Below are 22,531 nucleotides of genomic sequence, written 5' to 3' on the forward strand. Positions count from 1 at the left end.
GTGCCACGCTATGGCGAACGTGCTCCTGGTCGAAGACGATCCAGACGTCCGGTCCGCGGTCATCCGCCAGCTCACCGCGTTCGGGCACGCGGTGCGCAGCGCCGGGACCGCGCTCGCCGCGCTGCGCGAGGCCAGCCGAGACCCGGGCGACATCATCGTGCTCGATCTCGGGCTGCCGGACCTGGACGGCTCCGAGACGCTGAAGATGCTACGCGCCGTCACCCGGGTTCCGGTGATCATCGCCACCGCCCGCGACGACGAGGCCGAGATCATCAGGCTGCTGAACGCCGGCGCGGACGACTATCTGGTAAAACCGTTCTCCGGCGGCCACCTCGCCGCCCGCATCGCCGCTCTGCTGCGCCGCTCCGGTGCCGGGCAGGCCCCGGCCGCGCTGCGGGTCGGCGGGCTCGAGGTCGACCCGCGCCGGCGCGAGGCCCGGCTCGACGGCCGCGCGCTGGACCTCGCCCGCCGCGAGTTCGACCTGCTCGCCTATCTCGCGGCCCGGCCCGGCGAGGTGGTGACCCGCCGCGAACTGCTCACCGAGGTCTGGCAGCTGCCCTACGGCGACGATCAGACCATTGACGTTCACCTTTCCTGGCTGCGGCGCAAGCTCGGCGAGCGGGCCAGCGCGCCACGGTACCTGCACACGGTGCGCGGCGTGGGCGTCCGGCTGACCGAACCGCCGGACCGATGAGGCGCGCTCTGACGTGCGGCCCGAGGTGCGGCCCGAGGAGCGGCCCGAGGAGCGGCCGATGAGATGGGCCCTGGCGCGGGTGGCCCTCGCCGTCACGAGCATGGTCGCGCTGGCCTTCCTGATCCCGCTGGGTTTCGCGATCGACCACATCGCCGCGCAGCGCGCCCTCGCCGACGCGCAGGCGCGGATCGCGGCGATCGAACCGGTTCTCGCCGTGACCACGGACCGCACACAGCTGGAAGGCGCGTTGGCGACGATGTCCGGCGCGCAGGACATCGCGCTCCAGCTGCCCGGCGAAGCCGCGCTCGGCACCAGCCACGCCAGCGCCGCACAACTGGCCGCGGTCGCGGCGCAGGGCCGCGCGCAGACCCTCGCGGTCCCGGGCGGTTCGGTGCTGGTGCAACCGGAGCTGGTCGACGGCGGGCGGCTGACGCTGATCGAGGTCTTCATCGACGCCGGCCGCACGCGTCAGGGCGTGGCGCGCGGCTGGCTGATCCTCAGCGCCGTCGCGCTGGTGCTCGTCGCGGGTTCCACTCTGGTCGCGGACCGGCTGGCCACCCGGGTCGTGGGCGCGGCGCGCCATCTCGCCGAGGCGTCGCGCAAACTCGGCGACGGCGACACCGCGGTGCGCGTTACCACCGGCGGCCCGAACGAGCTGCGGGAGGCCGGCGACGCGTTCAATGCGATGGCCGACCGGGTGGTTCAGCTGCTCGCGGCGGAACGGGAACTGGTCGCGGACCTCTCCCACCGGCTGCGCACGCCGCTGACCGCGCTGCGGCTCAACGCCCAGGCGCTCGGTGACGGACCGAGCGCGGCTTCCACCCGCGAGGCGGTGGCGAAGCTGGAGCAGGAGGTGGACCAGATCATCCGCGCCGCCCGCGGCGGGACCGCGGCGTCAGGATCCTGCGACGTGGCCGCGGTGGTGGCCGAGCGGATGGCGTTCTGGTCGGCGCTGGCCGAGGACCAGGAGCGGCCCTGGCAGCTGGTCGGCGCCGCCGGACCGGCCCACGTGCCGGTGACCGCCGCCGAGTTGGCCGCGGCCCTGGACGCGGTGCTGGGCAACGTGTTCCGGCACACCCCCGAGGGCACCGCGTTTCAGGTCACGGTGCACCGCGGCAACGGCTCGGTGGCGGTCCTGGTGGACGACGCGGGACCGGGACTGGCCGACGCGGCGCGCGCGGTGCGCCGCGGCGAGGGCTCGGGCCGGACGGGTTCCACCGGACTCGGCCTGGACATCGTGCGCAAGCTGGCCGAGCGCACCGGCGGCTCGCTGACCATCGACCGCTCGCCGCTGGGCGGTGCGCAGGTGCACTTCTCCTTCCTCGCCCCGTCCTCGAACGCGGTCACTGCCCCGGGGTCGCCGGCTGGGCGAACAAGGCGGTATGCGCGCCGAGCACGCGCGTGACGATCAGCACCGCCGAGTTCGGGCCGGACGGTTTCAGCTGTCTGCGCAGCACCGCCGGGTCCACGTCCGCGCCGCGCTTCTTGACCGTCAGCACCCCGATTCCGCGCCGCGCCACCTCGGCGCGCAACCGCTTCACGTGGAACGGCAGCACGTCAGTGATCCGATACGCGGTCGCGAACGGTGTCAGGACGAGTCGATCAGAGGTCAGGTACGCGATCGTCGCGTCGATCGTCGTCGCGTCCAGCTGCCCGGCCAGCTCGCCGATCACGTGCGCGCAGATCACCGCCCCGTCCGGTTCGTACAGGTACCGTCCCACCTGCGCCGGCTCAGGGTCCACCACGCCGGCGGACACGAGGCTGTGCGGGCCCGGCAGCACCGTCGCGCGCCGATGGGCGCCGGCCAGCGGTCCGAAGTAGATCCCGGCCTCCTTCACCTCGCCCGCCTCGGAGACCCATTCGGCCTCGGCCCCGGCCGGAATCAGCTCCCGCGGCAGCCCCGGGGCGACCTTGAAACCGGCCGCCCCCACCCGCCGCGCCAACTCCAGCGCGAAGCTCCACGGCGGCGTGTAGGCGGCCGGGTCGAACACCCTGCGGTGCTCGGCGCGCCGCGCCGGATCGAGGAAGACCGCGTCGAAGCCTTCGAGTGCAACTTTCGTGGCGTCCGCGCACCGCACCTCGATCCGGTCGGCCAGCGCGGCGGCCCGCGCGTTGGCGGCGGCCACCGCGCTGGTGACCGGGTCACGATCCACCGCCAGCACCTCGATCCCGGCCGCCGCGAAGGCCAGGGCGTCGCCGCCGATGCCGCAGCCCAGGTCCGCGACGCGCCGCACCCCGGCCGCCCGGTACCGCCGCGCCCGAAGCTCGGCGACGGACCGCCGCGTCGCCTGCTCCAGGCCGACCGGGGTGAAGTACATGGTCGCGGCGGCATCGCCGAACTTCGCCCGGGCCCGCTCGCGCAGGCGCGCCTGCGTCAACGCGGTCGCCACCAGCGACGCCGGGTAGCGTTCGCGCAGTTTGGAGGCGAGCGGCAGCGCGGCCGCCTGCGTGTAATGGCCGCCGCCGAGTTCGGCCAGCAGCGCCTGCCCGGGCGGGTCGAAAAGAGCCTCGAAGTCCGCGATCTCCATACGGCTCATTCTCGATCCTCGGCGGCCGCGCCGCGTGCCGGCTCTTGGCCGGGGCACGAATCGGTCGATACCCTACGCCCCATGGCCTATACCAATGCGGATGAAGTGCCCGAGAATCCGGAAACCGCCGCATTGGCCGCCGCGGCGGGGACGAGTTCTTCGACGCTGACCGAGGCGCGGCCGGACGCAGCGGCGACCTGCGACGTGCCGGACGGGTCCGCGGCCTCCCGCTTCCGTGTGCTGCCGCGCTGGTCGCCGCGGACCTACGGCCCCTGGCTGCTGGTGGCCGGCCTCATGACGGTCTACCTGCTCATCTCGCTCGCGCGTTACTACCGTTTCGCCCCGACCAGCTGGGACCTCGGGCTGTTCACGGAGGAGGTGAAGCAGTACGCGCACTTCCACGCGCCGATCGACGACGCGCGCTCGCCCGGCTACGAGATCCTCGGCGAGCACTTCAGCCCGATCACCGCGCTGCTCGGCCCGGTCTTCCTGCTCTTCCCCACCGCGGTGACGCTGCTGGTCGCACAGGCGTTCCTGTTCGCGCTGGGCGCGGTGCCGCTGGTGCGTCTCGGCGCCGACCGGATCGGGACCGGCGCCGGGTACGCGCTCGGCGCGGCCTACGGGCTCTCCTTCGGCCTGGCCGAGGCCGTCGACGCGGACTTCCACGAGGTCGCGTTCGCCGTCCCGCTGATCGCCTTCTCGCTGTGCGCCATCGTGCGCGGGAAGTACACGCACGCGGCGCTGTGGGCGCTGCCGCTGCTGTTGTGCAAGGAGGACCTGGGGATCACGGTCGTACTGCCGATCGGCATCGCGCTGATCCTCTACGGCCGCACTCTGCTCGGCTCCCTGCTCTCCGCGGCCGGCACGGCGGGCTCTCTACTCACGATCTACTGGATCATCCCCACCCTCAACCCCACGCACCAGTACGAGTACTGGAACAAGGGGGGCTGCGCGGACCCGACCCAGCCCGGCGGCGCGAAACCGATCACCTGCCTGGTCGGTCAGGGCCTGCAGAACCCGGGCGGCAAGCTGGAGCTGGTGTTCCTGCTGCTGGCGATCACCGCGTTCGTCGCGCTGCGCTCGCCGCTGGCGCTGCTGGCGCTGCCGAACCTCGGCTCGCGGTTCATCACGACCAATGCGACGTTCTGGGGAACCGCCTGGCACTACAACGCGGTGCTGATGCCGATCCTGTTCGTCGCCGCCGCGCACGGGATCGCGCGGGCCCGCGCCGCCGAGCCGCTGCCGGACATCTCCAGGCCGCCACGCCGCTGGGCGAGAGGGGTGAGCAGGGCCATGGCCGCCCACGGCCCGGTCGCGATGCTGGCCGTCTCGTTCGCGCTGGTCCCGCAGTTCTCCTACAACCAGCTGTTCGACCCGAACACCTTCACCTTCGACGCGCGCACCGAGGCGCTCAGCCACGCCATCTCGCTGGTTCCAGACGGGGTGACGGTCGAGACCACGATCAACATGCTCGCGCCGCTCTCCGCGCGCGACGACACCTTCTGGGTCGGCAACACGCCCGCGTCGGTCGCGCCGCAGTACGTCGTCTTCGACCAGGTGGTCTCCGGGTTCAGCCCGCCGATCAGCGACGTGCCCGGCTTCGAGCAGCAGCGGCACCCCGGCTCGAAGTACAAGGTCGTCTACCAGGACGGTTTCGGCATCTACGTGCTGCGCAACACCTCCTGACAGCGAGGCGCGGCGTTGCCTACCGCGCCCTGCCACAGCCCTGCGCCTAGACGGGGTGTTCCGATCGCCGGTCAGTAGTCAGCGATCAGTGGTCGTGGGTCATCAGTGGTCGTAGGTGATTAGTGGTCGTAGGTGATCAGTGACCGGGTGACGCTGGCCGGTCTTGTTGTCGTGCCAGATCGCGGCGGCCATCGCCGGGACGCGCTGCGCGACGCGGATCGCGACGCCCTCGATGCTCTGACCCCCGTGCTCTTCCGGGTCGAGTCGGCCCTTGACGGTGTCGTTGGCCGATTCGATCAGCCGGCGGACCTTCTTGAGCATCGGCTCTCCATGACGTTGACGTTCCCGCTTGCGTGCGGGGCGCGGCAACTCGATTCTGAGGCGTAACCGAGCAGCGCCTGGGCCGCGGCCACACACCAGCTCGCTGTCAGTCAGCTGCGGCGGCCGCCCGCCCGCCGGATCCCGGCGAGGTCGTCGTCGATTTTCACGTACAGTGCGGTGATGAGGGTGTCCAGGTCTGTCGTCACAAACAGTGCATGGACACCCTCACCCCGTTCCCGCAGGCGATCGGAATACCTCGTCTAGCCTAATCATCTGGTCGCGCACACCCGGCAGTTAGGGACGTGCGTGATCGGTCGCCCCCGATCGGTCGGATTCAAGGCCCTGCGACGACTGTTGCTCAAGGGCGAACTGCGCCCTACGAGGCGGAAGTCAAGCGGGCAAGGTCAAGTTCGCCTCGCCCCCTGACTGAGCCGGGGCGAGGCGAACTGGTGTGACGGGCGCTGGTTCAATCCAGATCAGGGGCTATTAGCGTTATGCGATACTCGGGCTGGTGCCGCTGAGCATGCCTTGCGTGGTGTTTGCGTTGCCGCTGGAACCCCAGACGATGAGGCTTCCGGTATTGGCCTCGAACGCCTCTTCGGATCCGCCGTTGGGCTGCGCGGTGATGGCGGGACTCGTGCCGGCCATCATGCCCTGCCCAGTATCGGCGTTGCCGCTGGAACCCCAGAGAATCAGATTCCCTGAGTTTGCTTGGAACGCCTCTTCGTAACCTCCCGAAGTCAACGCGGCGATGGCGGGGCTGGTGCCGGCCTTCATACCCTGCGTAGTGGTCACGGTGTTGGTCGACGGAGACCACGTGTACAGATCACCGGCGTTGGTCTGGAACGCGACCTGATACCCCCCGCTGGAGGAAGCGGCGATGCTCGGACTGGTCCCGATCATCATCGCGTCCTGAGTATTCACCAGACTCGACGGCGACCAAGTGAACAGGTTACCGGTGTTAGCCTGGAAGGCCACCTCATACCCGCCACCGGCCAGCGCGGCGATACCCGGGCTGCTGCCCTTCATCATGCCCTCGCTGGTGTTGACCACGCTCGACGGCGTCCAGGTGAACAGGTTGCCGGTGTTGGCCTGGAAAGCGACCTCATACCCGCCATTGGGGGATGCCGCGATTGCCGGGCTGGTGCCGGCCATCATGCCTTCCTGCGTGTTGATCAAGCCGCTGGGTCCGGTCACATACAAGTCCCCATTGTTGGCCTGGAAGGCAATCTCATGCCCACCACCGGCCAGCGCGGCGATACTCGGGCTCGTGCCCTTCATCATGCCCTCGCCAGTGTCGGCCGGCCCGGATGACGATGAGTAGGTGAACAGATCGGTGTTGTTAGCTTGGAAGGCCGATTCGAAGCCCGAACTCGACGTCAGCCCGACTGGCGTCACATAAGCGCTGATGGTCATGCCGATGTACGTCGGCGTAGATCCGACGGTTCGCTCAGAGGCGGAGATGTTCACGGCCTCTACCCGCGACGTGTCAGCCCAGTAGGCCTCGGAGCCGCCGCTAGCGCCACCAAAGTCGCCGTTTGCGGTCTGGATGGACCCATCGGGATTGACGGCGGCAACCAGTCCGACGTGGTCGGCAACTCCTCCACCCGTGTAGTTGAAGACGATGGCGTCGCCGACCCGCGGTACATACGAGGTTGACGTGTGCAGAGTGCCGTTGTTGGAGCCGTAGGTGTAGAAGCTGCCCGAACCTGCGGTCAGACCGCTGATGTTGATGGTGCCGCCGGACGCGTTCTGCCAAACCCACTTCGCGAAGTCGGAGCACCAGTACTCGCCGTATCCGGACCCGTTGACGGTCGTGTAAGTGCAGCTGCCTCCGAACGCGTTACCACCAAGGCTGTTGTTGGAACTGTTGACAGTGGAGCACCAGCCGGCTCCCTTGCCGATGTTGGCCAAAGCTAGGCTGGCTATGTCATTCGTGGTGGTCGCCGAGGCGGGGGCTGCGGTGATGTACGCAGCAGCGGGCGCGAGGATCAAGGCGGCCAGGGTAGTGACCGCTGTACGGCGGACGGCGCGAGACATGAGCACTCCGTAATGTGTCAGTAGGTGAATATGGGTTACGCGCAGGGCGCGGCGGATTAGCCGGCAGTGAGCCGGCTGGGGAGGCTGGTGCGGGCGAGTTGCGTGCCGCCAGGCAGTTCGACGGCGTAAAGCGTGGCGGCGAGGGATTTGGCCGGGTTACTCGCGGAGAGGGCCAGCCGATAGCGGATCGTGGTGCTCGCGCCGGGTTGAAGGTCGATACCGCCAATGGCAGTGGCCAGGAAGCCAGGGTTGCCGTCGCCTTCGGGCATCGGAGCGTTCTGCCAGGCGCCGGTTGCGGTGTTGAAGCGCTGGAGGGTTCCCTGGGCGCAGTTGCAGGGTCCGCCAACGATCTGGAAAAGCGGCGCTACGTCGGATGCGTCAATGGTGCTGTGATTGGTGAAGGTGGCGGTGAATTCGACCGCAGGGCCGCCAGCGGTAATCGTGGCGGGAATGCCGGTGAGTTGGGCGCTGATCGCTCCTGCGGGCAGGGTCGATGTGGTGTGGGTCGCAGGACTCATTGACGGGGCACTCGTTGGTATGCCGGCAGACAACTTGACAGATCCGCTGGCTGGGCCCGTGGTCGTCGGCGTCCCGGTCGGAGTGTTCGTCGTGATGGGCGGGTTAACGGAAGGGGTCAGGCCCGCGGGGCTTGCGGTGACGCCGACAGTTGTCCTAAGTGCGTGCGGCGCTCCGGCCGAGGCGGTGGTGTGGGCCGTAATGGCCAGCGCGGTGGTGGCTACGGCCGCGGTGACGACGGGAACGGCCACCACAAGCGCTACTATCGAATATTTTGCTTTTACCGGCAGCCGAAAGGTCGTTTTCATCTCTTCATCCTTAGCCGAGCGACGAATGGCTCAGAGTAATTCACGGAAATCGAGGACGAGGCCTGGTATGCCCTCTCGAGAAGGCGGGTAGCACGTTCCCACGAGTCAATTTCTGAGCGTTCCCCGAAGAACATGATGAGGTCAATACGACCTGGACCGGCGCGGGCTCGGATATGTTCTAAGCCGTCTTCTTCAACGGTGTGCGCCCAGAGGATGTCGAGGAGTTCCGCCGCGTCACCAGGGCTGCTAGCTGCAGGGCCCTTCGTGGTCAGAACGACGTGGATGGCGTGCACGGGTCATCCCCATGTCAGGTCGGCGGGCCGCACCACGGCCGAGGAAACGCTCGCCGCAGATCCGGATTCGACCGTCGATATGGCGTTGGAAACACCTGCGAAACCGATTACAAATAGAATCGAAGCAGTGATCGTGCGGATCGAGGAAGACATGGGGGTACCCTTTCCCGTGCATGGTTTGATTAGCGATAAATTCCCGGAACCGGGTCTTGGTCGTTGCATCACCCTGTTTCTCGGGCGACCGCTTCCAATGACTACTTTCCGGGAAAGGCAGTGGTTGCGGAAGCGGTTCCACCAGTCACCAATCGGCCTGGCACCAAGGCGCCAGACCGAGTGCATCCGCGGTTGCCGCTCGGATGCCAGGACCCTGTCTTGAACACGGCTACGCGAGCTGAGATTATGAGCTTGCTGCCATCGCTCAACTGTGCGATGCCGACTCAGTCGAGGGGTGACGGGGTGTTGGAACCGTTAGGTCTCACCGCGATGGCGCAGTCCGTCTATCACCTGATGCTCGAGCGACCTGAGTTCGGAGTCGCACAGTTAGCTGACGCGACAGGGTTCACGGAGGCCAGCGTGCGCGCTGCCCTCGACGATCTCGCAGACCTGATGCTGGTGCGGGTCTCGCGCGAGGACCCAAACCGGCTGCGGGCAGTGAGCCCCGAAGTGGGTCTCGCGGACCTGATGCGTCGCCACGAGGCTGACCTCGCCGCCCGTCAGGCTAAGGTCGCCGCAGCTCGGGCGGCTGTCACCCGGCTGGTCGCCGAACGGGCCGACGCCTTCAACCCCGGGTCCGCGAACGGCGAGCGACTGGTCGGCCTTGACGCGATCCAGCACCGTTTGGAGAGCTTGGGCCACGCCGCGACCAAAGAGTGCGTAGGTGTACACCCTGGCGCAGCGCAACGCGCGGAGGACCTAGCGGAGGGCCGCTTGCTGGACGCCGAGGCCCTGAGCCGCGGAGTGGCGTTTCGGACTCTGTACCAGGACAGCGTGCGCAACGACCCCGCCACCATCAACCACGCGCATTGGCTCATGGACCGCGGGGGTGAGGTGCGCACAGCTCCAATCGTGCCGCAACGGCTGGTCATCGTTGACCGCACCCACGCGCTGGTACCCCTGGACCCAGCTGACACTCGAAAGGGTGCCTTGTACGTGACCGAACCCGGCATCGTCGCGGCACTGGTAGACCTCTTCGAACAGGCATGGGCCACCGCGGTCCCCCTCGGCGCGACCCGCACCCGCGACCCAGACACCGGCCTGAGCGACACGGAACGCGAACTGCTCAGCCTGCTCAGTTCCGGCATGACAGACGAGGCCGCCGGCCACCGTCTCGGACTGTCTCTGCGGACCATACGCCGCATGATGGCCTCCATCATGGAACGGCTTGCTGCGACCAGCCGTTTCGAGGCCGGGCTCAAGGCCGCGAAACGCGGCTGGCTCTGAATCCGTCGCGTCGCCGTCGGCCCGGCGCCGGAAACCCAGTACTGATGACCGGGCGCGGGCGGCCGAGAAGGTTCGGGAACCGGCCGGAAAGCCAGCTGCCACTCCTCCGAACCGCCGCGTTCAGCGGCATCCACGTTGAAGGGCCAGCCTCTCTGCGGGGGCGTCAGCTTCACGGCGCGCTGGCCGCCACCCGGGTTGGCCAGTGACCGGCGAGATCTGCTGCTGGGCGGCTGAAACCGATCGCGCCGCGAGGCTGCTCGTAAGAAGGGCAGTCGGGTCGTCAGCGCGCCGGGTGACGGTACCGGCGGGTGTGCGACAATCCTCTAGCTCTGGCACCCACGAGCTAGAGGAATGGGTTAGGTGCTGTAAGGGGTCGTAGTGGACGCAGTCAGGCTCGGTTACGAGTACGTAGTCGCTCTCGTGATGCTGCTACTTCCGGCGGCCGCATGTGTGCTCATTGCACGCCGTTACGGCGTGCGTAATCCCGTTCTGCTGTTGGCCTGTGGCTTCGTGGGTAGCGGGCTGTTGGGTTTCGCGGTCTTCTGGCTTTATCTGTTCGCCGCCAGAGTCGGGCATGGGGCCGCGCTTGCCGTGGACCTCGGAGCCGCGGTCGTCATGGGAAATGCCTGTCGGCGCCGCTTTGCCCTATGGCGGCAACTGCGGTCCCTCGCACCGGTGACGGCTGTGTTCGCGACTTCTGGCTTGTTCAATCTCGCGCTGGGTTACCTGCACGGCGGCCTGTCCGCGAAAGCGGATATCGCTCCCAACCGTTACCTGGCAGGACTGCCAGGTGACAACGCGTTGCCCTTTCTGTTCGCGCGGCAGTTGGAGAGCCATGTTCGTCCGCTTCCACACTTTCTGGCGTGGGGGTATCAATCCAGTGACCGCCCGCCACTTCAGACCGGATATTACCTGCTGGAGCAGGCGGTCGTTCGCAACAGCGGATTCGACGTCTACCAGGTGTTCTCGACTCTGGTCGAGAGCACATGGGTATTCGGACTCTGGGCGCTGCTGTATGCAGCGCGACGGCCTCGATGGACGATCCCCCTGAGTCTCGCGGCCGGCCTGTTCTCCAGCTTCACCATCATCAACACCTTCTTCACGTGGCCGAAGTTCGTCTCCGCAACAGGTGCGTTGTTGTGCTGTGCCGTGGTGCTGTCCCCGGAGATGCGCGGTCTGAACCGCAGCAAGCTCGCCGGCGCCTTAGCGGGTGGGTCGCTCGGCGTCAGTCTGCTCGGCCATCCCAGCGGAGTATTCGCCGTTCCGGCGATCGCGCTCGTGCTTTTCATCCTCTGGGTCTTCGCTGCTGTTCGGCCGCGAGATTGGGCGCTGCCCACGTGGCCGGTGCTTCTGAGCGCAACTGCCGCGATATTTATCGCGTACATTCCGTGGATGCTGTATCAAAGGCTGTACCAGCCGCCCGCGAATGCCTTGCTGGAGTTGCAACTGGCCAACCAGAGCAACCCGGTGCGCGGCAAGTCCACAATGCACGTCATCGCGAGCGCTTACGAAAAGCTCAGTGCGCATCAGCTGGTATCGTATAAGATCTCGAACCTGACCACGCCGTTCAGCCATACGTTCGATAGTCTGACGCAGACGGGGAGTGTGGCTTTTCACTCGCTTCTCGGGCAGAACACTGCCGCGGCGGCGGCGGCGAGCCGGCTCATCAACATACAGTTCTTCTTCATCGGTCCAATCCTCGGGATCGTGGGCTGGGGGATCGTGCTGCTCCTACTGCGCGGCATCGTGACCGGTATCCGGCGTCGACCGCAGCCCGATGGTGCTTCCTGGGAACTGCTCTGGCTGCTGGTACTCGCTCTCACGGTATTCGGGTGGGCAATGGTCCTCTTTGGCCCGGGAGCGACGGTGGCACACCAGGGTACTTATATCGTCGAGCCCGTATGCTTCGCTCTCGGTGTTCTGGGATGGTGGTCGGTTTCGCCAAAAGCCGCCGTCGCCGTGGTCGCGGCCTCCTCGGCGCTGACGCTGTGGACGTTCATCCGATTCACGCCGAACGCCGCGGTGAAGACTCCCGGCATGACCGCCCACACCAGCGTGTCGGTTGGGCTGCTGTTGGCGGCGTCCGTGCTCGCTTGTCTGGCATCCTTGTGGTGGCTGGGCATCAGCACCCGAACGGAACCGGTGGCCACGGACCGCCTCGTGGTACGACCGCGCACTGCGCACATGTCCCAGACAGAGCCTGCCGCTGGCCAGTAATGGCGCTCAACGCGGCGAAGTCCGCTTGTGTCGACGCATGCGCCCGTGGCGCTCGCTCCATCCTTGATCCTCGCCGGGCGCGCTGAAACCGGCACGGCGGTCAGAGCATCGAGGGCGTCGCGATCCGCGTCGCGCAGCGCGTCCCGGCGATGGCCGCCGCGACCCGGCACGACAACAAGACCGGCCGGCCGATCACCCGGTCACTGATCACTTACGGCCACTGATCACTGACCGGCGATCGGAACACCTCGTCTAGGATGTCTCGCAGTCATCCAAAGTCATCTGACGGTCACCCAGATCGTTCGAACGGATCGGAGTGGGAACTGTGGCAACGACTCGCAAGGCCGCGGCGCACTGGGAAGGCAGCTTGATGGAGGGGAAGGGCGAGGTCACGTTGAACTCGTCCAGCCTCGGCACCTACCCCGTGACCTGGGCGGCGCGCTCGGCGGAGCCCAACGGCGTCACCTCGCCGGAGGAACTGATCGCGGCGGCCCACTCCACCTGTTTCTCGATGGCTCTCTCGCACGCGCTGGCCCAGGCGGGTAACCCGCCGGCCACCGTGGACACGGCCGCCGAGGTGGACTTCCAGCCTGGCACCGGCATCACCGCGATCCGTCTGAGCGTGCGCGCCTCGGTCCCGGGCATCACCGCCGAGCAGTTCGCCGACTTCGCCGCAAAGGCGAAGGAAGGCTGCCCGGTCTCCCAGGCGCTCAAGGCCGTGCCGATCAGCCTTGAGGCCGAACTCGTCTGACCCGCGCACGACGGCCGGGGCGCATGCGGCGGCTTCCGAGTCCGCTGGAAACGACGCCTAGCATGCGCCCCGGCCGCCGAGTGGCCGCTCCTCAGGAGACGGTCAGCGTTCCGTAGGCGAACGTGTCGTCGGTGGTGTACGTGACTCGCGCGTAAACGGTGAAGTTGTCGGTTCCGCCGGCGATGGCGGTCAGCTTCACGGTGATGGTCATGCTGGCCCCCGGAGCCAGCAGGTTGTTGCCGCAGTAGATGAGCCTGCGCAGGTTGCGCGGCGTACAGGCGTGCCCGCTCACCGCGGTGATCTGCTCCGCGGCGTACTGGGGGTTCTCGATCCCCAGCGACGCGGCCACGGTCGAGGAGGTGTTGTTGGTGGCCGTCGCCACGACCACCACCTGACCGCCCACGACCGTCGTGCTCGGGGTGATGGTGAGGGTGCCGGTAACCGGGGCTGCGCCGCCGGCGTCGGTGGCCGCCTGAGCGGTGGCCGGTCCGGCGATGGCGAGAGCGGCCGCGGCCAGCACGCCTGCGGCCACCCGGGCGGCGGCCCGCTTGACGAGAATCACGGTTCTTCCTTCCCGCCCGCTCGTACCGGCAGAACCCGTCGTCACCTCGGTTGGAGCGGGGCGACATATGCAACGGCAAACGTGGGCGACGCAGTACACAGTGACAACGGTGACGAGACGGCGGCAAATTTATCAGTGCACGAAGGCGCTTTCACGTCCCAGTGCTCTGATCCAGGACGTTTCCGCCCGCCGGAGAGGAACTTGCATCGGGAACCGCCGCTGCGGGCCACTCGGGCTACCGGCCGCTAGACTCGTCAAGAGACTTGACAAGATCGCGCGTTCGGCAAAGACCCGGCCAAGAAATCGCACGCCACGCCGGGTACACCAGGGGCCGCGACCCTGCCGGAGCCGCCGGGACTTGCCCCGGCGGCCGGTGACCGGGCATCATCTGCCCCGGCAGGAGCCGGAAGGAGGAACGCTGCGATGAGTCTGCGCCGCACGGCCGCTGTGGTCATCGCCACGATGCTGGCCATGCTCGCGCTGTTCGCGGCCAAGGCCGGCAGCCGTGCGCAGAACGCCGCGATGTCGGTCACCATCGTGTCCCAGGGCCCGGTCCACGTCGCGACCGGACCTCAGATCGTCCTGGCGCACGGCATCGTCCAGGTCAAGGTGACCGTCACGGACGGCCGGATCATCGATGTGACGGCACTTCAGCTGCCGCACGACAATCCGCACTCGTGGGACGACTCGACCGAGGCCGCGGCCAAACTGCGCACCGAGGTACTTGCTGCGCAGAGCGCTGACGTGAACGTCGTCTCCGGCGCGACGTACACCTCGCGCGGGTACGCCCGCTCGCTTCAGGCCGCCCTCGACGCCCTCGGGATGAAGTCCTGATCCCCCGCGTGCAACCGGACCGCGCTGATCCCCTGGCGCTGATCCCCGGCGCCGATACACCACTGTTGATCTGCCGCCGCTAATCCACCGTCTCGAACGGCCACGAGTGCGGCGGCCGCGCGCACAGCCGCTGCGGCGGCTCGGGCAGCGCGGGCCGTTCGGACCCGGTGTCATCCGGCAGCCGGATCAGAGCCACGAGACGGTCCGCGGACCGGAACAGCTCGGCGCCCGCCCCTTCGGGCAGCTGCGGCTCGACGCTCTCTCGCCACCACGCGACCAGCCCGCCCGCGTCACCCTTCGCCTCCCACATCAGAACTCGCACTCGCCGGCCTCCGCCCTACACCAGCACGTCGGTGATCAGCATCGAGGAATCCGCGGGCAGATCGAGCGCGGAGGGCCGCGCACCGCGCGCCACCAGCTGCGCGCCGAGCGCCGCGACCATCGCCCCGTTGTCGGTGCACAGCTTCGGGCGCGGCACCCGCACCCGGATGCCCTGGTCCGCGGCCCGCTGCTCGGCCAGCGCCCGCAGCCGCGAGTTCGCCGCGACGCCGCCGCCGATCAGCAGATGATCCACGCCGTTCTCCTTGCAGGCCCGGACCGCCTTGCGGGTGAGCACGTCGACGACCGCCTCCTGGAACGAGGCCGCCACGTCCGCGACCGGAACCGGCTGCCCGGACCGCTCGCGCGCCTCGACCCAACGCGCCACCGCGGTCTTCAGGCCGGAGAACGAGAAGTCGAAGGGCGCGTCGCGCGGGCCGGTCAGCCCGCGCGGAAAGGCGATCGCCGCGCCGTCGCCCTCGCGCGCCGCCCGGTCGATCAGCGGCCCGCCCGGGAACCCCAGCCCGAGCACCCGCGCCACCTTGTCGAACGCCTCACCCGCCGCGTCGTCCACGGTGCTGCCCAGCGGCCGGATGTCCGAGGTGACGTCGGGCACGAGCAGCAGGGAGGAGTGGCCGCCGGAAACCAGCAGCGCCATGCACGGCTCGGGTAGCGGCCCGTGCTCCAACTGGTCCACGCACACGTGCGCGGCCAGGTGGTTCACCCCGTACAGCGGCTTGTCCAGCGCCAGCGCGTAGCCCTTGGCCGCGGCGACTCCCACCAGCAGCGCCCCGGCCAGGCCGGGTCCGGCGGTCACCGCGATCGCGTCCACGTCCGCCAGCTTCAACCCGGCTGTCTCCAGGGCCCGGTGCACGGTCGGGACCATCGCTTCGAGATGCGCGCGCGAGGCGACCTCCGGCACCACTCCGCCGAAGCGGGCGTGCTCGTCCACGCTGGTCGCCACCGCGTCCGCGAGCAGTTCGTTGCCGCGCACGATGCCGACGCCGGTCTCGTCGCACGAGGTCTCGAAGCCGAGCACGATCGGCAGGTCCACGCTCCCAGAGCCGAGGGTCACGGTACTCAGTCTTCCTCTCCGAATCGTTCGATGACGCCCGACGCGCGCATCACCAGCGCGTCCACGTTCGCCGGCTGGTAGTAGCCCCGGCGCAGGCCGACCTGCACGAACCCGAACTCGCGGTACAACTGCTGCGCCGGCGGGTTGTCCACGCGCACTTCGAGCACCACGTCGTCGCACTGCCGGCGGGCCGCCTCCCGCAGCAGTTCGGTCAGCAGCGCCCGGCCGAGCCCGCGGCCCCGGCGGCCCGGGTCGACCGCGATCGTCTGCACCTCCGCCTCGCCGATGCCGGCCAGCAGGCCCGCGTAGCCGACCAGGCGCGGACCGTCGCGGTCCGGGTGCGCCGCGTCGGCGCCGAACTCCTCCGCGACCAGGTAGTAGCGGGTGGCCACCTCGGCCAGCTCCGACCAGAACATCCCGACCGACCAGGCGTCCTCGGGAAACACCGTATATTCGAGCACTGTCACCGCGGGCAGGTCCCACCACCGCATCGGCCGCAGCACCGTCCGCAGCGGCAGGCCGTTCACCGCAGCGCCGGCTGGCTCACCGGCTTACGGGCACCCGGTTCCACAGCGTCGGGACGGCGCAGATAGAGCGGCTGCGGCGGCAACAGAGCAGCGCCGGAAGCCAGCCGGCGGACCGTCAGTTCGGCGAGGTCCGCGGCCGCGGGATACACCGGCTCGATCGCCTTCGCGAACGCGTCAGGGTATTTCACCGCTCCCTCGCCGGCCACCGGCAGCCCGGCCAGCCGCGGGGCGACCTGCTGCGGCCAGTCCACCGCCGGATCACCATCCCGCTGCTGCGGGCCCGTGTAGCGCGCCCAGTAGATCTCGCGTCGCCGCGCGTCCGTGGCGACGGCGAACGGACCGTCACACTCGACGGCGAAGGCGAGGACATCCAGCGTGCACACACCGTGCACCGGAATGCCGAGCGCGTCACCGAGCACCCTCGCGGTCACCAGCCCGACCCTCAGGCCGGTGAACGGACCGGGCCCGACACCCACCGCGACGTCGGTGAGATCCAACCGGTCCCGCCCGGCCTGCGAGAGCACGGCGCGGATGCCGGGAGCGAGCAGTTCCCCGTGCCGGCGCGCATCGACCTCGGTGTATTCGGCCAGTACCCGGACCCCGTCGTGCAGCGCGACAGTCACGGCCGGTGTCGCTGTGTCAAAAGCCAGGAGGAGCACGGGAGCCATTATCGCCCCACCGGCGGGCCTCTCCCGCACGCGCGCCGGTTGCGGCATGATGGATCCCCGGCGCATCGACGAAGGCGCGCCGGACCGGAGGAATACTCGCCATGGGCAGACGCGGTGTCGGTGCACACGGCACACCTGCGCGCGATTGCGCGCCGGATCAGGCGTCCGCCCAGGCTCCGCGCCAACGCGCGAAGAAGAACGGTCGCGGCGCGACGTACTCGGTCGTCGTAATGACCGTGGGCTCGCTGTTCGCCGTCGCGGTGCTGGCGGCGCAGGCCGCGGCGACCGCACCGCGCGTGTCCAACAACCCGACCGTCAACGCGGGCAAAGCCTCGGTTCAGCCGTCGGCGAACGCCTCCGGCGCCCCGAGCACCTCCGGCGGCGCGAACGCGCTGCCCGCGGGCTCAGGTTCGGGTGCGCGCATCGTCTACGGCGAGGCCGCCAAGCGCGTCTGGCTCGTGTCCGCCGCCAACGCGGTCGTGCGCACGTTCCCGGTGGTGCCCGGCACGGTGACCGCGCCGACCGGGAACTTCGCCGTGACCAACCGGCTGGCCGCGGTCACCGGCACGGACGGCACCCCGGTCCAGTACGTCGTACTGTTCGACAAGGCGAAAGTCGGCGGCTCGGCGACGGCCTTCGGCTTCGACGCGGTGGCCAACGTGACCGGGATGCCCCCCGCACCGGCCTCGCGTACCGGTGGCATCCGGATGCAGCAGACTGACGCCCAGGCGCTGTGGACGTTCTCCAGCATCGGCACGCCCGTCGTCGTAATGCCCTGACCCTCCCGGCCGGCTCAGCCGAACCGCTCGGCCAGCCCCGCTCCGTACGCGCGGACCTCGACGACCCTGACGTCGTCAGCTCCCTGCGCCGCCGCGGCGTCGAGGGCCGCCGTCCGCTCGATGCGCACCTCCAGCCGCTCGCCGGAGAGCACCTCGGCCTTGCCCTCGCCCCACTCGACGACCGTCACCGAGTCCTCGACCGAGGCGTCCAGGTCGAGGTCGTCCAGCTCGGCGAGCGAGCCGAGCCGGTAGGCGTCCACGTGCACCAGCGGGGTGCCGCCGGAGAGCGAGGGGTGCACCCGCGCGATCACGAACGTGGGCGAGGTGATCGGCCCGCGCACGCCCAGGCTCTCGGCCAGGCCCTGGGTGAACGTGGTCTTCCCGGCCCCAAGTTCACCCGAAAGGATGACAAGGTCGCCCGCGCGCAGCCGGCTACCGAGCCGCAGCCCGGCCTCCCGCGTGTCCCGCGCCTGAGCGGCTTCGACCCGCTCCACCACCGTCACCGCACCGATGTCCGTCACTGCGTCGCCCACCGCGCTCCGCCTGCCTCTGCGCCCGAACCGGATGATCCGTCTACGAGGCGTTCGACGACTTGCCCTGACGCCCCTCGACCCGGTCCAACAGCCTACGCAGTGCGGCGTTCACCTCATGCGGATGCTCAAGAATCACGACGTGTCCGGCGTCCGGCACGCACACGAAGTCCGCGGAAGGGATCGCGTCGGCCAGCGCGCGACTGTGCCTGAGCGGCAGCAACAGATCCTTGTCGGCCGCCAGGACCAGCGTCGGTACCCGGTCGAACAACGGGATCGCGTTCGCCTTGTCGTGGTCCCGCAGCACGGTGAAGAAGCGGGCGATGACGTCGATCGGCGTCGACTGGATCAGTTCCAGCACGAAACGCACGGCGGACTCCGGGGCCTCCGCGCCGAAGGCATACCGCCGCGCCAGCACCAAGCCCAGGTCTCCGCCGACCCGGCGGCCGCGCTCGACCAGACCGCGCTGCCTGTTCAGCAGTTCGAACACGCCGGGAGCGGTCGAGTGGAACACCCTGGCCGCGGCCCTGGGCAGGCCGAACTCCAGGTCCGCGAACTGCCCGCCGGACGTGGCCAGCAGGCCGGCGCCCACCACCCGGTCCCCGAACAGCTCCGGGTGCGACTCGGCCAGCGCCATCATCGTCATCGCGCCCATCGAGTGCCCGATCAGGACGATCGGACCGGTCGGACAGGTCGCCTCGATCACCGCGTACAAGTCCTCGCCGGTGACGTCGATGGACAGGTCCCTGCCCGGCTTCAGCGAATCGGAGCGGCCGTGCCCGCGCTGGTCCCAGAACACCATGCGGTATTCGCCGGAGAACTCGGAACGCTGATAGTGCCAGCTGTCCTGGTGCAGGCAGAACCCGTGCGTGAAGATCAGGGTCGGACGTTCGTCCTCCGCGTGCGCGCGCGACGGCTGCCGGGAAGAGGAACGGCCGCTGCGGTTCCAGTTCACGCTGCGCGGCCAGCCGAACGGGTCGTCGACCTCGACATAAAGCTCCGTGCCGTCCGCCGCCATCACCGTCTGTGGAAGGCCGCGCAGCGTGCCGTAAGCCTCGCCCGGATCGTGGATCTGCGCCATCCGCCGCACGGCCCGGCCTATCGTGTACCGCTCGAGCGCGATCCCGACGGCCGTGCCCGCCGCGACGACACCCAGCGCCGCGCCCACGATGCTCGCGCCGCGCGGAAAACCGCGCTGGATCGCGTTCTGCGCGACGCCTGACGCACTTTCACCCACGAGAAACTACCTCTCCGCTGTAGCGACCCCAGCCTCCACTTGAGGTGTTACCCGCTAGTATCGTCAGCAGACGTGTAAAGGTGGACACCGGGCGGCTACGGGTTTCCGCCGGCGTGGAGGTAGACACGAGCTACCCGCGGACCGATCCGCGTAACGATCTCGTACGCGATCGTTCCGACGAGTTCGGCCCAGTCCTGCGCCGTCGGCTCGCCGCGCTCGCCCGGCCCGAAGAGCACGACCTCGTCGCCGACTCCCGCTTCCTGATCGCCCAGGTCGACCACGAACTGGTCCATCGCGACCCGGCCGGCGATCGTGTGGCGCACCCCGTCGATCCACACCGGCGCACGGTTCGACGCGGCGCGCGGGATGCCGTCGGCGTAGCCGGCCGGGACCAGACCCAGGCGTGTGCGCCGCGCGGTGTGGTACGTGTGCCCGTACGAGATGCCGCTGCCGGCCTCGACCTGCTTGACCAGCGCGAGCCGGCCGACCAGCGTCATGGCCGGATGCAGGCCGAAGTCGGCCGCGCTGCCCTCGTCCGGGGCCGGCGAGACGCCGTAGGTCGCCAGGCCGCTGCGCACCAGGTCGAAGTGCGAATCCAGGACCAGCAAGGTGGCCGGGGAGTTCGCGATGTGCCGCACCTCGGGGCGCAGGCCCGCGCGCTCGGCGATGTCCAGCGCCACGTGGAACGCACTCAACTGCGCGGCGACGGACGGATGGCGCGGCTCGTCGGCACAGGCGAAGTGGGACCACAGGCCCGTCACCGTCACCAGGCCGTCCTCCTGCGCCTTGACCGCCTCCTCGACCAGCAACGGCCAGTCATGCGGCGGCGCGCCGTTGCGGCCCAGCCCGGTGTCCGCCTTCAGCTGGATGCGGGCGGGCCGGCCGCCGAGTGCCCGCACCGCCTCGGTCACCTCGCGCAGCGCCCAGAGTCCCGAGACCGAGACGTCGACGCCCGCCGCGATCAGGTCGGCGAACGGATCGCCCGGGACGTGCAGCCAGGTCAGGATCGGCACCGTGAGCCCCGCGGCGCGCAACGCCAGCGCCTCCTCCGGCAGCGCGGTACCCAGCCATGTCGCCCCCGCCTCGACCGCCGCCCGCGCGCACTGGACCATTCCGTGCCCGTAAGCGTCGGCCTTGACCACGGCCATCACCTGCGCTGAGCCGGCTACCTCCCGCATCCGGCGCACATTGGAGCGGACCGCGGCGAGATCGATCCTGGCCTCCAAACGCGCCTGCTCACCGGTGCTCATCACTGAAGATTGTGCCAGGCCCGCGGAAGGGAGGCGAGCAGGTCACCGGCCGCGATCGGGCCCTCGCGGCGCGCGAGCCTCCCCGCGAGACCGTGCATGTAAGCGCCGACGCTCGCTGCGTCCAGCGGCCGCAGGCCGGCCGCGAGCAGCGCGCCGATCAGGCCGGCGAGCACGTCGCCGCTGCCCGCCGTCGCCAGCGCCGCGGTCCCGGTCGGGTTGGCGCGCACCGCGCCGCCGCCCGGCTCGGCGATCAGCGTGGTAGAGCCTTTGAGCAGGACCGTGGCGCCGAGTTCCGCCGCGAGCCCGCGCACGAAGTCGAGCCGGTTCGCCTCCACCTGCGCGCGCTCCACCCCCAGCAATCGGGCCGCTTCACCGGCGTGCGGGGTGAGCACGATGTGTTCGCCGAGGTCGAGATCGTCGAGATACGTCAACGCGCCCGCGTCGAGCACGGCCGGAAGCGCGCTGTCCACGACCTGCTTGGTCCGCTGTGCCGCGTACTCGTCGTCGGCCGGAAGACCGCTCCCGCACACCCATGCCTGCACGCGGCCCGCCGCGCTCGGCAGTTCCGCCTCGACCAGAACCTCCGGCCAACGGCGCAGGATCTCTTCGCCGACCTGACGCGGGCCCGAGTACCGCACCGCCCCCACGCCCCCGCGCAGCGCACCACCTACCGCCAGCATCCCGGCCCCCGGATAATCCACCGACCCGCAGGCGACACCGACCACCCCGCGCAGGTACTTGTCCGTAGCGTGGGACGGTCGCGGCAGCAGACCGGCGACATCAGCGGCCTGGAGCGCCTCCACAGCCGCGTGCTCGGGCAGCGCGCTCAAGCCGATGTCGACCAACTCGACCACGCCCGCGTGCTCAGCGGCCGGATCGATCAACAGCCCCGGCTTGTACGCCCCGAAGGTGACGGTCGCGTCGGCCCGGACGCACGTCCCGGCGACCTGCCCGCTGTCCGCGTCGATCCCGCTCGGCAGATCGACCGCGAGCACCGCGGCCGCGGCGTCCGCGGCGGCCCGGGCCAGCTGCGCGGCGCGTCCGCGCAGGCCGCCGTGCCCGCCGATGCCCAGCATCCCGTCGATGATCAGCTCGGCGTCGTCCAGTGCCGTTTCGTCGGCGGTGCGGCCCCCGGCCTCGACCAGAGCGGCCAGACCCCCGGCGTGCACGCGTGTCTCGTCCAGCAGAACCGCGCGCACCCTCGCCCCGCGGCGCGCGAGTCCCGCCCCCGCGTACAACGCGTCGCCGCCGTTGTCACCCACGCCGACCAAAAGTGCGACGCGCGCACCGTACACGCCGCCCGAGTCCCGCAGGATGCGCGCGGCCACGGCCGCCAGTCCCGCCGCGGCCCGCTGCATCAGGGCCCCGTCGGGCAGACGGGCCATCAGATCGGCTTCGGCCCGGCGGATCTCGTCAACGTGATAGGCACGGCGCATGTCCCGACTCTATGCCGAAGCCCACCGGGAAACGGGTCAGTTCAACCCTCGGCGATGACAACCGCTGAGGCGATCCCGGCATCGTGGCTGAGCGACAGATGCAGGTTCACCACGCCCAGTTCGGCGGCGCGCGCCGCGACGCTGCCGCGTACCACCAGCCGGGGCCGGCCCGAGGTCTCGCTGACCACCTCGGCGTCGTGCCAGTGCAGCGTCCCGGGCGCGCCGAGCGCCTTCGCGACCGCCTCCTTCGCGGCGAACCGGGCCGCGAGCGAAGCGATCTTCACGCGCCGCTCGCCCTCGGTGAAAAGCCGCTCGGCCATGCCGGGGGTTCGTTCCAGCGTCGCCTGGAAACGCGCGACGTCGACCACGTCGATGCCCACTCCGACGATCATCGCCGCTCACCTCCTGGGCCGCCGGACGTAGCGGCGCCACCTACTCGGCCAGGTCGCCGCCGCCACCGACTCACCGCGCACTGTCAGCCGGCGAATGCGGTGCGTGCCAGCCACCCTACCGGGGCCCGC

The 22,531-nt window shown here is 69.6% G+C and carries 22 protein-coding genes and 2 pseudogenes; 9 read left to right on the forward strand and 15 right to left on the reverse strand.

Going from position 1 to position 22,531, the window contains the following annotated elements:
* Positions 1–10 precede the first annotated feature (10 nt).
* Together KGA66_RS13770 and KGA66_RS13775 are read left to right on the forward strand one after the other, a co-directional pair.
* Positions 11–694, forward strand: a complete 684-nt coding sequence (locus KGA66_RS13770; RefSeq protein WP_211468464.1) for a response regulator transcription factor — start codon at positions 11–13, stop codon at positions 692–694.
* Positions 695–752: 58 nt separating this feature from the next.
* Positions 753–2,099, forward strand: coding sequence for a sensor histidine kinase (locus KGA66_RS13775; RefSeq protein ID WP_211468466.1), 1,347 nt, complete (start codon positions 753–755; stop codon positions 2,097–2,099).
* Here the strand turns inward: KGA66_RS13775 and KGA66_RS13780 are convergent.
* A complete protein-coding gene (locus tag KGA66_RS13780) occupies positions 2,038–3,231 on the reverse strand; it encodes a class I SAM-dependent methyltransferase (RefSeq protein WP_211468468.1) in 1,194 nt (397 codons plus the stop codon). The genes KGA66_RS13775 and KGA66_RS13780 overlap by 62 nt on opposite strands.
* Before the next feature lie 72 nt (positions 3,232–3,303).
* Here KGA66_RS13780 and KGA66_RS13785 point away from each other — a divergent pair, with 72 nt between their 5' ends.
* Complete coding sequence (locus tag KGA66_RS13785) at positions 3,304–4,908, forward strand: DUF2079 domain-containing protein (protein ID WP_211468470.1); 1,605 nt, start codon at positions 3,304–3,306, stop codon at positions 4,906–4,908.
* Positions 4,909–5,027: 119 nt separating this feature from the next.
* Here KGA66_RS13785 and KGA66_RS13790 read toward each other — a convergent pair.
* From KGA66_RS13790 to KGA66_RS13805, 4 genes and pseudogenes are all read right to left on the reverse strand, one after another.
* A pseudogene (locus KGA66_RS13790) lies at positions 5,028–5,283 on the reverse strand (IS982 family transposase); the annotation flags it as partial.
* Between the two features lie 438 nt (positions 5,284–5,721).
* On the reverse strand, positions 5,722–7,224 hold the full coding sequence (locus KGA66_RS13795; RefSeq protein ID WP_211468474.1) for a CHAP domain-containing protein: 1,503 nt from the start codon (positions 7,222–7,224) through the stop codon (positions 5,722–5,724).
* Positions 7,225–7,325: 101 nt separating this feature from the next.
* Positions 7,326–8,093, reverse strand: coding sequence for a hypothetical protein (locus KGA66_RS13800; RefSeq protein WP_211468476.1), 768 nt, complete (start codon positions 8,091–8,093; stop codon positions 7,326–7,328).
* 296 nt (positions 8,094–8,389) lie between these two features.
* The gene (locus KGA66_RS13805; RefSeq protein ID WP_211468478.1) at positions 8,390–8,539 is read right to left on the reverse strand and encodes a hypothetical protein; all 150 of its coding nucleotides are present in this window, start codon (positions 8,537–8,539) and stop codon (positions 8,390–8,392) included.
* 330 nt (positions 8,540–8,869) lie between these two features.
* Between KGA66_RS13805 and KGA66_RS13810 the strand changes: the two genes are divergently transcribed.
* The 4 genes and pseudogenes from KGA66_RS13810 to KGA66_RS13820 all read left to right on the forward strand — a co-directional run bounded on the left by KGA66_RS13810 (position 8,870) and on the right by KGA66_RS13820 (position 12,794).
* A complete protein-coding gene (locus tag KGA66_RS13810; RefSeq protein WP_211468480.1) occupies positions 8,870–9,826 on the forward strand; it encodes a helix-turn-helix domain-containing protein in 957 nt (318 codons plus the stop codon).
* A gap of 378 nt (positions 9,827–10,204) precedes the next feature.
* A complete protein-coding gene (locus tag KGA66_RS13815) occupies positions 10,205–12,043 on the forward strand; it encodes a hypothetical protein (protein WP_211468482.1) in 1,839 nt (612 codons plus the stop codon).
* Between the two features lie 89 nt (positions 12,044–12,132).
* A pseudogene (locus KGA66_RS32470) lies at positions 12,133–12,267 on the forward strand (IS982 family transposase); the annotation flags it as partial.
* A gap of 101 nt (positions 12,268–12,368) precedes the next feature.
* Complete coding sequence (locus KGA66_RS13820) at positions 12,369–12,794, forward strand: OsmC family protein (protein WP_211468485.1); 426 nt, start codon at positions 12,369–12,371, stop codon at positions 12,792–12,794.
* 91 nt (positions 12,795–12,885) lie between these two features.
* On the opposite strand, the gene KGA66_RS13825 is transcribed toward KGA66_RS13820, so the two are convergent.
* Complete coding sequence (locus tag KGA66_RS13825; RefSeq protein ID WP_211468487.1) at positions 12,886–13,356, reverse strand: hypothetical protein; 471 nt, start codon at positions 13,354–13,356, stop codon at positions 12,886–12,888.
* Positions 13,357–13,779: 423 nt separating this feature from the next.
* On the opposite strand from KGA66_RS13825, the gene KGA66_RS13830 reads away from it, so the two are divergent.
* Positions 13,780–14,190 carry an FMN-binding protein gene (locus tag KGA66_RS13830; RefSeq protein WP_211468489.1) on the forward strand — a complete coding sequence of 137 codons (411 nt, stop codon included), beginning with the start codon at positions 13,780–13,782 and terminating at the stop codon, positions 14,188–14,190.
* Between the two features lie 79 nt (positions 14,191–14,269).
* Here the strand turns inward: KGA66_RS13830 and KGA66_RS13835 are convergent, their stop codons facing one another.
* Genes KGA66_RS13835 through tsaB form a run of 4 tightly spaced genes read right to left on the reverse strand, consistent with a single transcriptional unit; the run spans position 14,270 to position 16,769 of the window.
* Positions 14,270–14,512, reverse strand: coding sequence for a hypothetical protein (locus tag KGA66_RS13835; protein ID WP_211468491.1), 243 nt, complete (start codon positions 14,510–14,512; stop codon positions 14,270–14,272).
* A gap of 15 nt (positions 14,513–14,527) precedes the next feature.
* Positions 14,528–15,583 (reverse strand): tRNA (adenosine(37)-N6)-threonylcarbamoyltransferase complex transferase subunit TsaD, encoded by a 1,056-nt coding sequence (gene tsaD / locus KGA66_RS13840; protein WP_211468493.1) that lies wholly within the window; start codon positions 15,581–15,583, stop codon positions 14,528–14,530.
* Positions 15,584–15,588: 5 nt separating this feature from the next.
* On the reverse strand, positions 15,589–16,101 hold the full coding sequence (gene rimI / locus KGA66_RS13845; RefSeq protein WP_438822040.1) for a ribosomal protein S18-alanine N-acetyltransferase: 513 nt from the start codon (positions 16,099–16,101) through the stop codon (positions 15,589–15,591).
* Positions 16,102–16,106: 5 nt separating this feature from the next.
* A complete protein-coding gene (tsaB, locus tag KGA66_RS13850) occupies positions 16,107–16,769 on the reverse strand; it encodes a tRNA (adenosine(37)-N6)-threonylcarbamoyltransferase complex dimerization subunit type 1 TsaB (protein WP_211468495.1) in 663 nt (220 codons plus the stop codon).
* 110 nt (positions 16,770–16,879) lie between these two features.
* On the opposite strand from tsaB, the gene KGA66_RS13855 reads away from it, so the two are divergent.
* Positions 16,880–17,557, forward strand: coding sequence for a L,D-transpeptidase (locus KGA66_RS13855; RefSeq protein WP_211468497.1), 678 nt, complete (start codon positions 16,880–16,882; stop codon positions 17,555–17,557).
* A 14-nt stretch (positions 17,558–17,571) separates the two neighbouring features.
* Here KGA66_RS13855 and tsaE read toward each other — a convergent pair whose 3' ends face one another.
* The 5 genes from tsaE to KGA66_RS13880 all read right to left on the reverse strand — a co-directional run bounded on the left by tsaE (position 17,572) and on the right by KGA66_RS13880 (position 22,402).
* Entirely contained in the window at positions 17,572–18,051 is a 480-nt protein-coding gene (gene tsaE / locus KGA66_RS13860) for a tRNA (adenosine(37)-N6)-threonylcarbamoyltransferase complex ATPase subunit type 1 TsaE (RefSeq protein ID WP_438822041.1), read from the reverse strand.
* Positions 18,052–18,130: 79 nt separating this feature from the next.
* Positions 18,131–19,324, reverse strand: coding sequence for an alpha/beta fold hydrolase (locus tag KGA66_RS13865; RefSeq protein WP_312886906.1), 1,194 nt, complete (start codon positions 19,322–19,324; stop codon positions 18,131–18,133).
* 95 nt (positions 19,325–19,419) lie between these two features.
* Positions 19,420–20,574, reverse strand: a complete 1,155-nt coding sequence (alr, locus tag KGA66_RS13870; RefSeq protein WP_211468501.1) for an alanine racemase — start codon at positions 20,572–20,574, stop codon at positions 19,420–19,422.
* Entirely contained in the window at positions 20,574–22,010 is a 1,437-nt protein-coding gene (locus tag KGA66_RS13875; protein WP_211468503.1) for an NAD(P)H-hydrate dehydratase, read from the reverse strand. The genes alr and KGA66_RS13875 overlap by 1 nt, the downstream gene beginning before the upstream one ends.
* A 41-nt stretch (positions 22,011–22,051) precedes the next feature.
* Positions 22,052–22,402, reverse strand: coding sequence for a holo-ACP synthase (locus KGA66_RS13880; protein WP_211468505.1), 351 nt, complete (start codon positions 22,400–22,402; stop codon positions 22,052–22,054).
* Positions 22,403–22,531: the final 129 nt, after the last annotated feature.

The sequence above is a fragment of the Actinocrinis puniceicyclus genome (assembly GCF_018283645.1).
In the GTDB taxonomy this organism is placed as follows: domain Bacteria; phylum Actinomycetota; class Actinomycetes; order Streptomycetales; family Catenulisporaceae; genus Actinocrinis; species Actinocrinis puniceicyclus.